The sequence below is a fragment of the Bacillus sp. SN32 genome (assembly GCF_002837495.1).
Lineage (GTDB): Bacteria > Bacillota > Bacilli > Bacillales > Bacillaceae > Bacillus > Bacillus subtilis.
Genome location: NZ_PJCT01000002.1, coordinates 361,508 through 375,487, shown reverse-complemented (window position 1 = coordinate 375,487; position 13,980 = coordinate 361,508). Strand labels below are relative to the sequence as shown.

General features: G+C 42.8%; 15 protein-coding genes and 1 tRNA gene. 8 read left to right on the top strand and 8 right to left on the bottom strand.

The genetic code is table 11. The features are described from left to right. Window positions 1–34 precede the first annotated feature (34 nt). The gene (gene clpP, locus CW370_RS10320; protein WP_003228214.1) at window positions 35–628 is read right to left on the bottom strand and encodes an ATP-dependent Clp endopeptidase proteolytic subunit ClpP; all 594 of its coding nucleotides are present in this window, start codon (window positions 626–628) and stop codon (window positions 35–37) included. 269 nt (window positions 629–897) lie between these two features. Here clpP and CW370_RS10315 point away from each other — a divergent pair. After that, window positions 898–973, top strand: a tRNA-Arg gene (locus CW370_RS10315). A 358-nt stretch (window positions 974–1,331) separates the two neighbouring features. Here CW370_RS10315 and cotR read toward each other — a convergent pair. Then, window positions 1,332–2,294 carry a sporulation hydrolase CotR gene (cotR, locus tag CW370_RS10310; protein WP_024573362.1) on the bottom strand — a complete coding sequence of 321 codons (963 nt, stop codon included), beginning with the start codon at window positions 2,292–2,294 and terminating at the stop codon, window positions 1,332–1,334. Between the two features lie 189 nt (window positions 2,295–2,483). Between cotR and CW370_RS10305 the strand changes: the two genes are divergently transcribed. Both CW370_RS10305 and CW370_RS10300 read left to right on the top strand, forming a co-directional pair. After that, complete coding sequence (locus tag CW370_RS10305; RefSeq protein WP_024573361.1) at window positions 2,484–2,765, top strand: poly-gamma-glutamate hydrolase family protein; 282 nt, start codon at window positions 2,484–2,486, stop codon at window positions 2,763–2,765. 2 nt (window positions 2,766–2,767) lie between these two features. Further along, a complete protein-coding gene (locus tag CW370_RS10300) occupies window positions 2,768–3,280 on the top strand; it encodes a DUF3231 family protein (protein ID WP_024573360.1) in 513 nt (170 codons plus the stop codon). 35 nt (window positions 3,281–3,315) lie between these two features. On the opposite strand, the gene CW370_RS10295 is transcribed toward CW370_RS10300, so the two are convergent. The 6 genes from CW370_RS10295 to sacB all read right to left on the bottom strand — a co-directional run bounded on the left by CW370_RS10295 (window position 3,316) and on the right by sacB (window position 9,446). After that, window positions 3,316–3,636, bottom strand: coding sequence for a QacE family quaternary ammonium compound efflux SMR transporter (locus CW370_RS10295; RefSeq protein WP_021480661.1), 321 nt, complete (start codon window positions 3,634–3,636; stop codon window positions 3,316–3,318). Next, complete coding sequence (locus tag CW370_RS10290) at window positions 3,636–3,971, bottom strand: SMR family transporter (protein WP_014480966.1); 336 nt, start codon at window positions 3,969–3,971, stop codon at window positions 3,636–3,638. The genes CW370_RS10295 and CW370_RS10290 overlap by 1 nt, the downstream gene beginning before the upstream one ends. Before the next feature lie 81 nt (window positions 3,972–4,052). After that, window positions 4,053–4,637, bottom strand: coding sequence for a TetR family transcriptional regulator (locus CW370_RS10285; RefSeq protein ID WP_024571703.1), 585 nt, complete (start codon window positions 4,635–4,637; stop codon window positions 4,053–4,055). Window positions 4,638–4,731: 94 nt separating this feature from the next. Continuing rightward, window positions 4,732–6,294 carry an aspartate/proton symporter AspP gene (aspP, locus tag CW370_RS10280; RefSeq protein WP_003228228.1) on the bottom strand — a complete coding sequence of 521 codons (1,563 nt, stop codon included), beginning with the start codon at window positions 6,292–6,294 and terminating at the stop codon, window positions 4,732–4,734. Window positions 6,295–6,400: 106 nt separating this feature from the next. Continuing rightward, window positions 6,401–7,951, bottom strand: coding sequence for a 2,6-beta-fructan 6-levanbiohydrolase (gene levB, locus CW370_RS10275; protein WP_024571702.1), 1,551 nt, complete (start codon window positions 7,949–7,951; stop codon window positions 6,401–6,403). A gap of 76 nt (window positions 7,952–8,027) precedes the next feature. Next, complete coding sequence (sacB, locus tag CW370_RS10270; RefSeq protein WP_024571701.1) at window positions 8,028–9,446, bottom strand: levansucrase; 1,419 nt, start codon at window positions 9,444–9,446, stop codon at window positions 8,028–8,030. 679 nt (window positions 9,447–10,125) lie between these two features. Here sacB and CW370_RS10265 point away from each other — a divergent pair. The 5 genes from CW370_RS10265 (at window position 10,126) to padC (ending at window position 13,975) form a co-directional block, all read left to right on the top strand. Next, window positions 10,126–10,677 carry a C1q-like domain-containing protein gene (locus tag CW370_RS10265; protein WP_029946010.1) on the top strand — a complete coding sequence of 184 codons (552 nt, stop codon included), beginning with the start codon at window positions 10,126–10,128 and terminating at the stop codon, window positions 10,675–10,677. Between the two features lie 148 nt (window positions 10,678–10,825). Next, window positions 10,826–12,181, top strand: a complete 1,356-nt coding sequence (locus CW370_RS10260; protein WP_024572760.1) for a serine hydrolase — start codon at window positions 10,826–10,828, stop codon at window positions 12,179–12,181. Window positions 12,182–12,196: 15 nt separating this feature from the next. Further along, complete coding sequence (racX, locus tag CW370_RS10255; RefSeq protein ID WP_024572761.1) at window positions 12,197–12,880, top strand: broad specificity amino-acid racemase RacX; 684 nt, start codon at window positions 12,197–12,199, stop codon at window positions 12,878–12,880. 131 nt (window positions 12,881–13,011) lie between these two features. Continuing rightward, complete coding sequence (locus tag CW370_RS10250) at window positions 13,012–13,467, top strand: DUF3237 domain-containing protein (protein WP_024572762.1); 456 nt, start codon at window positions 13,012–13,014, stop codon at window positions 13,465–13,467. 22 nt (window positions 13,468–13,489) lie between these two features. Beyond that, window positions 13,490–13,975 carry a phenolic acid decarboxylase gene (gene padC, locus CW370_RS10245; protein WP_003228238.1) on the top strand — a complete coding sequence of 162 codons (486 nt, stop codon included), beginning with the start codon at window positions 13,490–13,492 and terminating at the stop codon, window positions 13,973–13,975. Window positions 13,976–13,980 lie beyond the last annotated feature (5 nt).

Sequence of the window (13,980 nt, the reverse complement as noted above, 5' to 3'; positions counted from 1 at the left end):
CTGCAAGAGACGCAGCTCTTGCAGGTTGTGTTGATTATTTTTTGTCTTCTGTGTGAGTCAATATTTTGTCAATCAGGCCGTATTCAAGCGCTTCTTCAGCAGACTTGAAGTTATCACGGTCTGTGTCGCGTTCGATCACTTCAAGCGGCTGGCCAGTACGTTCAGCAAGGACTTTGTTTAATTTGTCGCGAAGCAAGAGAATGCGTTTCGCGGCAATTTCAATTTCTGTCGCCTGACCTTGCGCACCGCCAAGAGGCTGGTGAATCATGACTTCACTGTTTGGAAGCGCATAGCGTTTGCCTTTTTCGCCGGCTGCAAGCAGGAACGCGCCCATTGACGCAGCCATACCGATACAAATTGTAGATACCTTCGGCTTAATAAACTGCATGGTATCATAGATCGCCATACCGGCTGTAATAGAGCCGCCCGGGCTGTTGATGTAAAGAGAAATTTCTTTTTCAGGGTCTTCTGCTGCTAAGAATAAAAGCTGTGACACGATGGAGTTCGCAACGTTGTCATCAATCGCAGATCCAAGCATGATGATACGATCCTTTAATAGACGAGAATAAATGTCATACGCTCTTTCCCCGCGGTTCGTTTGTTCAATGACTGTAGGTATTAAATTCATAATGCTCCTCCTTCACCTTTTAGGTAAGTATGTAGTTACATGATACATTTTTGGTCAATAAAGGTCAAACAAAAAGCTGGCCTGATATGCAAAGTCGTCTCTTTTTCCCATTTTCCCCAAAAATACAGGGGTTCAAACCATCGTATGTCAGATTGCCAATTAAGATGCTTTGTCTATTTAAAAAACGGCCTCTCGAAATAGAGGGTTGTTATTTGAATGGAATTATCGTATAATTAGTTGTGCTGACGTTCTCATAACGCAGTCTATATGCGCTCGTAGCTCAGTTGGATAGAGCGGTGGTTTCCGGTACCACGTCTGTCGGGGGTTCGAATCCCTCCGAGCGCGTCCAATAGAACAACAGGAAAGACAAGGGTTTGGCGATTTGCCGCTCTTGTCTTTTTTGTGTGAAAAAAGAGGCATAGTAAACCTTCGAGTTTTGAAATAAACTTCAAATCAATCATTATGCGATTGTCTTATTAGCTTTGAATAACACTTAAAAAAAATCCGGTTCTTACTGATACTTTGCAAAAATGTTGTTTACTTGTTGGAATCCAAAGAGACATTACACTTGTAAACAACTTTATTGTCAAAACTAGAAGAAAAAAATTCTTTTTACCCATTGCCTGTTTTTATTCGAGAATACTTTTCTCAGAGAAAAGTGGTAAGTTAGAAATGTAAGTGAGAATAGTTTTAAAATAAAAATTTATTTGGTCCTCCAGTTCTTCTCTATAAATTGAATCACAGGTTGTAAATTGGTTTTGTTCGCAATCTCAATGAGAGCGGGAAACACGGTAGGATCCGTTTTGGAGAAGTTTGGAATTCGTGGATCTAGCCGAAAAAAGCGATCTCCCAGAAGATTCGCGCTGACCATGGATTCGTAGTAACCATTTCCGCCAGAGATCATCTGAAGAAATGGCAGTAGAGGTTCATTAGGCGATCTGTCCAAAAGAACTCCCCAATTTGGAGGAAGGTTCTTCAGATTTTCAGGACGTATGTTATCTGCACTTACCATTCCCCACCCCCTCGTATCTCTTCTTAAACGAGTCGGGGCTTCACCTGTTCCAATGGATAATGCCGCAATTTGATCCAGTGGTACGTTAGCTTTACCAACCGCAAACGCGATACTGGCTGTACTAGGATTCGTTGCTACTACATATCCGTCCACATAGTTTTGATAGGCCCGTTGCGTCGCGGGAGCACCGCTGCTCCGCAGTATGACATCACTTACTTTCTCATTGAAATAGGGAGAGCCGGGAAAGTTGTGAAATAATACAGGAGTCCAACGATCCAGTTTTGGAGAATATAATTTGAATGATGGGACAACAATTCGTTTTCTTACATCTTTAAGACGAAGGTCTGCTGGGAAAAAATTTCGTACTGCTTTTATAAAACCGGAGTATGGTAATTGTTGATTGAAAACAGGTCCGCCCGGCCGGGAAATGCTGAATGCGGGCAGGATTTCATCCTCAAAATACTGAAGTGTTTCCTTCGGAGATCTTCCGCTTGCTAATGCAAGGGCAGTAAATGAACCGATTGAATTTCCCGAAAATACATGAGTTCGACTTATTAATGTTGGATTTTGTTTAGCCAGTCTGTTCATCAGCTGTAAACTTAAAGCACCTAAGGTACCTCCCCCATCAAAGGTTATGATCCGATATTTTGCCAAAGCTGGTTTCTCCTTTCTAATTAAAACTATCATTCAGTATATGTTTATTTAGAGTCTGTTGTATGGATGAATGAATGAACATCTCTTGTCCTAATCATTCGATTTTTCAACCTTCATCATGCGTTATCCCATTTTTATCTCACTTTTCTTTTTACCACGATCGAATATTTACACGGAAAAAATCTGTACATGGCTCTAAAAACGATAAGAAAAAAGATTCTTGTTGGAGGGTTTGACAGGAAGATTGCTCAAAAGCTTACGAAAAAATTAGAATCAACTGGTTTCTCAGCAGGCCTCACCGAGAAAAAAGGCTGTTTAGCAGGCGAACATAAAAAGAGGAAAGACAAGAGTTTTGGCATTTCACCACTCTTGTCTGTTTTGTTTCATAAATCTCTGCCGCTGGAACATAAATTTTCCTTCTCTCGGGCACGTTATGGAATGTGTGCGATATTAAATTTGCGAGGAGGATGAACATGGGTATTTTAAGCGGAAACCCGCAGGATGAGCCGATGCATTACGGTGAGGTATTCGGCTTGTGGAGTTATGTGATGGCGGGCAATAAAATGGTCGGCAATTACCAAATGCTATTGAATCATGTCGGTGATGACGACCTGAAGAAGCTGCTTCGTGAGTCTATTGAGAAATGCCAAGATGAAATCAAACAGGTCAGCACGATCCTGAAAGAAAACGGGGTGGCGATGCCGCCGGCTTCTCCTGAACCGCCGACAGCAGATCTTAACGATATTCCGCCTGGCGCACGTTTTCTCGATCCGGATGTGGCGGCCTCCGCGGCAGCACAAAATGCTGCAGGTCTTGTGACATGCAGCAAAATGATGGGGCAATCGATTCGTGAGGATATTGCCATGATGTTTGGGCAATTTCATATGTCGAAAGCGGCAACTGGCGCAAAATACTTAAGGCTGCTAAAAAACAAAGGCTGGCTCATCCCGCCGCCGCTTCATCTTCAAAAACATCACGAAGCTTAATGGCAAAGGCATATACAGCTGTATATGCCTTGATTTTATGAAGATGACGTAAGACGCAGGCCGATAACGCCGGCTAGGATAAGGCAAAGTGAAATCACCTGTGAAAGCTGAAATCGCTCCTTAAACCAGATGAGCCCGACCGCCGAAACACCAATGCTTCCAATGCCAGTCCAGACGGCATATGCGACTCCGGCAGGCAGGACCATCATCGCTTGAGAAAGACAGTAAAAGGATAAGCCGAATCCAACAGTCATCACAATGATCGGCCATTTTTTTCTTGTTCCGTCTATATATTTCATGGCAATGGCAGCTATAATTTCTTCTATGCCGGCAATCACTAATAAAAACCATGCCATTATTGTTCACCTCCCGGCTGAGATTTGCTTTCTTTCGTAAATAATTTCATTCCTAAAATGCCAGCCAGCAATAAAGCTAAAAAGAACATTTGGGCTGCTGAGAAGGATTCGCCCAGAACAATTCCAGTCAGATATGTTCCGACGGTTCCGATTCCCACAAACACAGTGTACGCGGCGGCCATTGGGATTTTTTGATAAGAGCGGATCAACAGGATAAAGCTGACCGCGATTAAGATAAAAATGATGATCCAATCCAAAAGCGAATCGGCATGTTTGAGGGAAGAGGCCCAAACAACCTCTAAAAGCCCTGCAATAAAAACAAGAACCCAATTCAAATGAAACACCTCTCTATTTCATGAATGAACGTCAGTCATTTTTAGGGCATTAAAAAATGAGCGGTGTTACCCAGTCATTTTTTAAGCAGTACCTAAGCTCCGTTTTAAGAAAGTGAAAATTTCCTTTTTATACACTTCAACATTTTCATCTTGTTCAAATCCGATATAGAATCGTTCCGCAGTATTCTCGACCAAGTTGATAATCGTTCTGGCCGTCCATTTTGAATTGATTCCTTCCGTTACCTCATGGTTTGCAATGGCCTTGTTGATGATTTGTTCAAGCCAGGAATAATAAGGCTGATAGATCGTCTCCCATTTTTCCATGGAGTGGTCGATCGCAAGCCCGGAATAACAGAGGACAATAATATCCTTATGGCGTTCTGTAATGAGAAATGTCTCATCAATTAATATATCTAAAACGGTCCAAAAATCTTCGTCCCTATGCAGCCTACCTTTGATTTGATCAAGTGTATGGGTGAGAAGATTTTCTGCAATGGCCGGTATGAGGGCATTTTTAGATGAAAAATACAAATAGAATGTTCCTTGGGCAGTGCCGGCCTTTTTGACAATATCAGAAATAGAAGCTTTGTCGAGGCCTTTTTCAGAAATGACTTCTATGGCAGCCTGCAGAATTTTTTCATATTTGCCCGATGTTTGTTTTGGCATGAGGAACACCTCCAATAATGACTGACTCTCATTCATTTTATCGCGTATATGTATGTTTGTAAAGAATAAAGAAGCAAGAAAACCTCTTGCTTCTTTATTTATCGTAATCAATGGCGGCTTTTGGGAGCCCGGTATACTTTGCCCAGTAATAAATCGCAAGTGAGCCGATCGCGACTAAAATGAGGTCGACGGGATTGCTGATAATCCCTAAACCATGTCCGAAAGAACCGATGTAGGAAAAGATCAGCATCATAATATAAAACCCGATAAGCCACCAGGCTGATTTCAGCTGCTGAGCGAGGCTGACATCTTCTTTAGGCGTATATTTGCTGAAACAGAGATAGATCAAAAACATCACGAGCTGTGAACCGAGCAGCCAGGAGACTGTTTTCCATCCTGACCAGTACACGATAAACGCTGTAAATATAAAGGAAAGCGGCCCGATAATGCTCATTCCCTTTAAATAAAACGGCCTGTTTAAGTCCTTCGCGTTGACCCTCAGCGCAGCTGAAGAAATGGGTGCAATCGCATATGAAAGAATGAGCGCGACTGAACAGACATTGACGAGCGCGTTCCACGAAGGAAAGGGAAGTGTCCAGAAAATGGACAGGGCAAACGAAAGCCAAAGCGAAGCGCGGGGTGTCCCCGTATCTTTATTGACCTTTGAGAATATGCCGAATAATGTGCCGTTACGCGCCCAGGCGTAAACAAGGCGGGATGTCGTATTCATAAAGATATTCCCGTTTCCTCCGGGAGACAGAATGGCGTCTAAAATGACAAGCGTTGCAAGCCAGCCTAATCCGAGCATGACCGCAATATCCTTAAACGGCAATGAGAACTCCCGACCAATTGCGGGCCAGCCATGTTTCAGTGTTTCTGTCGGGATTGCACCAATAAAGGTGACCTGCAAAACAGTATAAATGATGGTTGAAACGATGATGCAAATGATTAAAGCGATCGGGATATTGCGTTTTGGATTTTGGACTTCACCTGCTACAGATACAATCGGGTGCAGGCCGAGATACGCAAACATGACGCCGCCTGTCGAGATTGCAGCCTGAATACCTGTAAATCCAAACGGTGCAAATCCTTGAACGGATAAATTCTCCGGCTGAAAATGAAAGATCAGCACAATAATGATGGTAATCGGCACAATATATTTAAAAATCGATATGATGAAATTTGCCTTAGCGAAGGTTTTGACGCTCCAATAATTCAGCAGGAAAAACAAGCATAATAGGGCAAACTGCAAGATCCAGCCGGAAATGGTCGGCGAATCAGACCCTTTAATGGTCAGGCCGGGAAACCAATAGGCCACATACTGGCGCACAGCTGTCACTTCAATTGAAATTAAGCTTGTATAAGCGACAATCGTGACAAACGAAATTAAGTAGCCGACAAGGTGGCCATGTGAATAAACGGGGTATCGAATGATGCCTCCGGTACGGGGCAGAGCGGCTCCGAGCTCCGCATATACAAGCCCGATTAACAAAATAATGGCTCCTCCGAGGATCCAGGAAAAAGCGCCGGAGGGCCCTGCTTTTGAAGCGACATTACTGACAGCGAACAGCCACGCTGATCCAAAGATGGCTCCCATCCCAATCAAAATCAGATCAAACAGCGACATTGATTTTTGAAAATTTCCTTGTTTAGACATTCGCTTCCTCCTTTGAAACCAGCCTTATATTTCTTACAATGCCCAATATGTAACAGAGAATACCGCTCCTAATAAAAAAACAGGGCAGCCTGCGCTGCCCCTGTTTTTATTCATGAATCGAATCAAAATGTTTCACTGTTATATTTTTGAAGGAGACTGTGCCGCCATCAGAAAAAAGGGTAATGCCTTTATCTTCAGGCTTTGGGAAGACTTCATTTGAAAAAACGGTTTTCCCGTCGCCAACAAATACTTCTATCGTTGTTTTATCGACAAGTATTTTCAAATGCACCTTACGTTTGCTTACATCATAAGGAGCTTTGCTTTCGACATAGGTATTGCTTTTGTCAGGCTGATTTGTGGCTGCTCTATTGACATAAGCATAGCCGCCTTCAGCGAAAATACCGACATCAATATGGCGTTTTTGGTCTTCTGATTCTCTGAGCCTGACGCCTGCATTCTTTAGCTCTGACCAAGAAAGGTCCGTCTCAAGCTGGTACGTATCACCTGTTATCGACAATGTTTTTGATCCGTTCACATCCTGATCCTCTATTTTGTCAGTTGAAACAGTCAGCTGCTCCAAAGCTTCAATCGGCTGTGAGACGAGGCTGTATGTTCCATCTTGCTCCTTCAGCCGGAGTTCGCGTATGACAGAATCTGTGCCGTTAAAGCCGTTCTTCATTGTCGGGGTGTTGTTGGCATAATCCCAATTGTTCATCCAGGCAAGCGCGTACCGCTTTTCTAATGGATCTGTGCTTTTGCTGTCTTCGAACGTCACACCGCCATACCAGTCGAAGCCATAGTCAAGCCATTGGGCTTCAGTCTGATCCGCTTTGAATTCTTTTCCGTCGAAGCTTCCGGTCCAGTAGGCGTACGTATTTGGTTTGCCCCACGGTTTGCCATTCGCGCTGGCACCGAGAACCCACTTATTCGTTCCGTCGCTTGCCCGCATCATGTAGAGGTCGGGGCATTCCACCATTCCCGCCTGTTCTGGGAAGAATCCGCTTGTGTAATGCCAGTCCTTAAGATTATCGGATTCATAAAAGCCGATTTTTGATCCTTCAGCCATGACCATGACCCATTTGTTATCTTGGTCATCCCATATGACTTTCGGATCTCTGAAATCGTCTGTACCCGGATTAGGCATAACGGGGTTGCCACTGTAGAATTTGAATGATTTTCCTTTATCTGTGCTGTACCACAAATATTGTTCCTGTTTTTTGTCTTTGGCTGAGGGCTGTGTCACAATCGCGACAAGCGCATTTTTCCCGAAGCCGGCTGTGTTCTCTTTATCCACCACGACGGAACCGGTCCAAATATCACCGTCCGGGTTTGTATATTTCGGAATCGCCACGCCTTCATCGGTCCAGTGCACCAAATCCTCTGAGACGGCATGGCGCCATTCTGTGCCGTTGCCTTTTGGATAATCCCGGTTATATAGATAGAAATAATGATACTTGCCATCAAAATAGATCGGTTTTTGAGGGTCATTTTTCCATTTATCCGGCGTCGTAAAATGATATGCCGCCCGGTAGTCCGGCTTCTGTTTTGATTTTGTTTTTTGGTCATGTTCTTCTTTTGGAAATAAGTCGATAAACAGCAATATTCCTAAAAAGGTTAGGAATACGGTTAGCCATTTGCCTGCTTTTATATAGTTCATATGGGATTCACCTTTATGTTGATAAGAAATAAAAGAAAATGCCAATAGGATATCGGCATTTTCTTTTGCGTTTTTATTAGTTAACTGTTAATTGTCCTTGCTCAAGGATGCTGTCTTTGACAACAGATGTTTTCTTGCCTTTGATGTTCAGCAGGAAGCTTGGCGCAAACGTTGATTGTTTGTCTGCGTAGAATCCTCTGTTTGTCATATAGCTTGTAATCACGACATTGTTTCCTTTCGCTTGAGGTACAGCGAAGTGTGAGTAAGTAAAGGTTACATCGTTAGGATCAAGATCCATTTTTAATACAAGGCCAGTTTTGTTCAGCGGCTTGTATGGGCCAGTTAAAGAATTAGAAACATAACCAAGCATGTAAATATCGTTAGACGTAATACCGTCAATCGTCATTTTTGATCCGCGGGAGTCAGTGAACAGGTACCATTTGCCGTTCATTTTAAAGACGTTCGCGCGTTCAATTTCATCTGTTACTGTGTTAGATGCAATCAGCGGTTTCATCACTTTTTTCAGTGTGTAATCATCGTTTAGCTCAATCATACCGAGAGCGCCGTTTGCTAACTCAGCCGTGCGTTTTTTATCGCTTTGCAGAAGTTTTTGACTTTCTTGACGGAAGAATGATGTGCTTTTGCCATAGTATGCTTTGTTAAATAAAGATTCTTCGCCTTGGTAGCCATCTTCAGTTCCAGTGTTTGCTTCAAATACTAAGTATTTGTGGCCTTTATCTTCTACGTAGTGAGGATCTCTCAGCGTATGGTTATCGCCTGAGCTGTAGTTGCCTTCATCGATGAACTGCTGTACATTTTGATACATTTTGCCGTCGCCGTCAAAGATTGATTTATGATCCTCTACACCGTTGATGTTCAAAGAGCTGTCTGATGTTGATACGTTAACTTGTGCAGTTGTCAGTGTTTGTTTGCCGTAATGTTTACCGGAGAAATCAGTGTAGAATAAACGGATTTTTCCGTCAGATGTAAATGTAGCTGAACCTGACCATTCTTGCGTTTGGTCTTTTAGGATAGAATCATTTGCATCGAATTTGTCGCTGTCTTTAAAGACGCGGCCAGCGTTTTTCCAGCTGTCAATAGAAGTTTCGCCGACTTTTTGATAGAACATGTAAATCGATGTGTCATCCGCGTTTTTAGGATCTCCGGCTAATGCAAAGACGATGTGGTAGCCGTGATAGTTTGCGACAGTGCCGTCAGCGTTTTGTAATGGCCAGCTGTCCCAAACGTCCAGGCCTTTTGCAGAAGAGATATTTTTAATTGTGGACGAATCGAATTCAGGCACTTGATATTTTTCATTTTTTTGCTGTTCAGGGATTTGCAGCATATCATGGCGTGTAATATGGGAAATGCCGTATGTTTCCTTATATGGCTTTTGGTTCGTTTCTTTCGCAAATGCTTGAGTTGCGCCTCCTGCCAGCAGTGCGGTAGTAAAGGTTAATACTGTTGCTTGTTTTGCAAACTTTTTAATGTTCATCGTTCATGTCTCCTTTTTGTATGTACTGTGTTAGCGGTCTGCTTCTTCCAGCCCTCCTGTTTGAAGATGGCAAGTTAGTTACGCACAATAAAAAAGACCTAAAATATGTAAGGGGTGACGCCAAAGTATACACTTTGCCCTTTACACATTTTAGGTCTTGCCTGCTTTATCAGTAACAAACCCGCGCGATTTACTTTTCGACCTCATTCTATTAGACTCTCGTTTGGATTGCAACTGGTCTATTTTCCTCTTTTGTTTGATAGAAAATCATAAAAGGATTTGCAGACTACGGGCCTAAAGAACTAAAAAATCTATCTGTTTCTTTTCATTCTCTGTATTTTTTAAAGTTTCTGTTGCATGGGCATAAAGTTGCCTTTTTAATCACAATTCAGAAAATATCATAATATCTCATTTCACTAAATAATAGTGAACGGCAGGTATATGTGATGTTTTAAAAAGGATCTCTAACTGAGGTCTTTCATATAAGATCGTCTGATGCCTTGATGAAGCATGCCTCTTGGATCAAAAGCAGTAATCTGTTTTGGAACATGCTGCTGTGATTTCTATTTTTGAATACAGTCGGGCAGATACCGTTTCAATGTCTGTAACGATTAATATAATAATGTATTAACTAGCAAACAAATGATAGAAGCGTAAGGCTTATAAGGAGGAAAAAGTTATGCAGCCCCGGCCAACTAAATGGATTAAGAGGAACGATCGACCGGAACCTCTTTTATCACCAAGTGTCACAAATGGAAATACCCCATCAGCTCAACAAAACCAGTCCTTCGCACCAATGACGAACCAGCCTATTTCTGCTTTCAGAGCCACCAGCAATATGAATCTGTCAGTTGCTGCAAATGCAGCCAGCGGAGTTCTTTTTCAAAATGTCCAATTTGATTTGGCGAATGAATATAACCCCGGCACATCTACATTTTCCCCGAGAACAGCAGGCGTGTATTCTCTTAATGCATCAGTTGAATTTCAAGCGAATGCGAATGTTGGCTTCAACTTAGAAGTCGTATTTCTCGTGAATCAAGATGTGGTAGGCGGCGGAAATAACCAATTTCAAGCAGGGAATCTCCCCGCTGTCGTAGCCATTACGGAAATTCTTCAGTTAAACGCCGGAGATACGGTGACAGTTGCAATGAGGAGTACTGCCGCAGGAGTCATTCAAGCGACTACGAGAACCCATTTTGCAGCCGCTAGAGTTCCTTCTCCGACTTCATAAAAGAGGATTTTTTGATTCATGCAGATCTAATACCGCTATATTAAAGTTGATTTTTCCTATTTGAGGATTAATCAGCTTTTTTTATTGTTTTCAAAATATTTGAAACGTTAGTAGGTTAGTTACGTACAGAGATATGGGAGGTGGAGGAATGAAGCAGAATAAAAGAAAGCATCTTCAGGCATTATTTGAGACATTAGGCGAAAAACATCAGTTTAACGGGACGGTTCTGGCTGCGGAGGGTGGCGATATTTTATATCATCACTCTTTTGGTTATGCGGAAATGACGGAAAAACGCCCGTTGCAAACCAACTCTTTGTTTGAGTTAGCGTCTTTGTCAAAGCCTTTTACAGCATTGGGAATCATCTTGCTGGAGGAGAAGGGGATTCTTGGCTATGAAGATAAAGTGGATCGCTGGCTGCCCGGTTTTCCGTATCAGGGCGTAACGATTCGGCATTTATTGAACCATACGTCAGGGCTTCCTGATTATATGGGATGGTTTTTTGCCAATTGGGATTCACACAAGATTGCGGTGAATCAGGATATTGTCGATATGCTGATGAATGAGGGGCTATCTGGTTATTTTGAGCCGAATGAAGGCTGGCTGTACAGCAATACGGGGTATGTGCTGCTGGCGGTTATCATTGAAAAAGCATCTGGCATGAGCTATGCGGATTTTATGAAAACAAGTATTTTTTCACCGGCCGGCATGAATGAAACAAGAGTGTATAACAGGAGGCTTTCGCCTGAGCGAATTGATCATTATGCATATGGATATGTGTATGATGTACATTCCGAAACATACGTCCTCCCTGATGAGCTAGAGGAAACGAACTATGTTGTGTATCTCGATGGCATACAGGGAGATGGGACGGTGAACTCTGTCACAAGCGATTTGTTTCGATTTGATCAGGCTTTATATCAGGACGATTTAATCAGCAAGGCTTCTAAGGAATCTGCGTTTTCTCCAGTGCGCCTCAACAATGGAGAAACAATTGATTATGGCTTTGGCTGGGTACTGCAAAACAGTCCTGAAAAAGGGCGGGTTGTCAGCCACAGCGGAGGATGGCCCGGCTATTCGACGATGATGATCCGATATATCGATCATCGTAAAACGCTGATCTATTTGAGTAATAAGGAAGAGGATACTGAATATGAACAAGCGATTCTGAAGGCGGCGGAACATATTCTATTTGGCCAGCCATATGAGGTCCCGGAACGTCCTGCTGATAAAAAGAAAAAAGCAATTGATACGGCGATATACAGCCGCTATGTTGGCAGCTACTTGTTGCAGGATGGGACGGCTGCACAGGTGACAGCCGAGAATGAACGGCTTTATTTGGAGATCACCGGGCAGCTGAGACTGGAGTTATTCCCTTCCTCGGAAACGCGTTTTTTTCTGCGAGCATTGTCTGTTGAAGTCGAGTTTATGTTAGGCGGGGATGCTGCGAAAAGTTTTATCCTCTATGAGGATGGCTCAGAGGAAGAAGCGGTCCGTACGAATTAGAAAGGAATGAATTTGATGATCGGAATATTAGCCGGAATGGGGCCGAAATCGACCTCGCCGTTTATTGATAAGGTGATTGATTACTGTCAGAAGCTGTATGGGGCTTCAAACGATATTGACTACCCGCACATGATGATCTATTCATGCCCGACGCCCTTCTATGCAGATCGTCCAATTGACCATGACGAGATGAAAAAAGCGATTATCGACGGAGCGGTAAAGCTCGAGAAAACAGGAGTGGATTTCATTGCGTTGCCTTGTAATACGGCGCATGTCTACTATGAAGAGATTCAGCAGGCATTGTCGGTTCCTATGTTGCATATCGTTGAGGAAACGATAAAAGAGATTCCGCATCCTGCAAAAAAAGCGGTGGTTTTAGGAACAGAGCCAACCATCCAATCCGCCATCTACCAAAAAGTTCTGAAGGAAAATGGACAAGAAGTTGTTCACAAGGACCATTGGCAGCAGGCTGTGAACCAGCTTATCGCCGCAATCAAACAGCCAAATCATATGCAGCATTCACAAGCATTGTGGCAGACGCTATATGAAGAAATCAGTCAGCATGCAGACATCATCATTTCAGCCTGCACAGATTTAAATGCGGTGTTAGATCATATTCAAAGTGAGATTCCGATTATAGATTCCTCTGCCTGTCTTGCCAAAAGCACTGTCAGCACATATCTTGCTTATCAAAGCTAGCTTCAGACAAGGACTGTCTTCAAACAGTCCTTGTTTTTTTATGTTCCTATTGTTTGACAGTTAACTGCAATGGTGTTAAAGTAAACATGTAAATAATTACATGATTTTTTTCTGAAGGTGAGGTGGTTCTCGTGAAGAAGCCGGTTTTAAAACCATTCGCCTCTTTAGAAATCAAGGTTGATCCGCCTATCACGATTGGTGAGACAGGCCTGGGACTGAGACGATTCATTCCGATTCGTTCGGGAACAATAACCGGGGAAGTAAAGGGACGTATTTTGCCGGGCGGTGCCGATTCACAAATGATTCGCGCTAACGGCAGAATCGATTTATCTGCCAGGTATGTGATTGAAACAGCAGATCATGAACTGATTTACATTGAAAACAATGGAATACGGCAAGTCAGTGAGCCGTTTCGAAAACAAGCGGCAGCCGGGGAAATTATTGAACCGGAGCATGTTTATTTTCGTACGGTACCGACGTTTGAAACAGGCAGTGAAGTCTATCAATGGCTCCATGACCGCTTGTTTATCGGTTCCGCAGAAAGAACCCCTGATTACGTTCAACTAGACATTTATGAAGTGCAGTAAAAGACTAAGGAGAGTGTGAAAAATGGAAAACTTTATCGGAAGCCACATGATTTATACGTATGAAAACGGATGGGAATACGAGATTTATATTAAAAACGACCATACAATTGATTATAGAATTCATAGCGGAATGGTTGCCGGACGCTGGGTTCGGGATCAGGAAGTGAATATTGTCAAACTGACAGAAGGCGTATATAAAGTGTCTTGGACAGAGCCGACTGGCACGGATGTTTCATTAAACTTTATGCCAAATGAAAAACGCATGCACGGCATTATTTTCTTCCCGAAATGGGTGCATGAACATCCTGAAATTACGGTTTGCTACCAAAATGACCACATTGATTTGATGGAAGAATCCCGCGAAAAATATGAAACGTATCCAAAATACGTTGTACCTGAATTTGCGGAAATTACATTTCTGAAAAATGAAGGAGTCGACAACGAAGAAGTGATTTCGAAGGCTCCTTATGAGGGAATGACAGACGATATTCGCGCGGGAAGATTATAATAAAC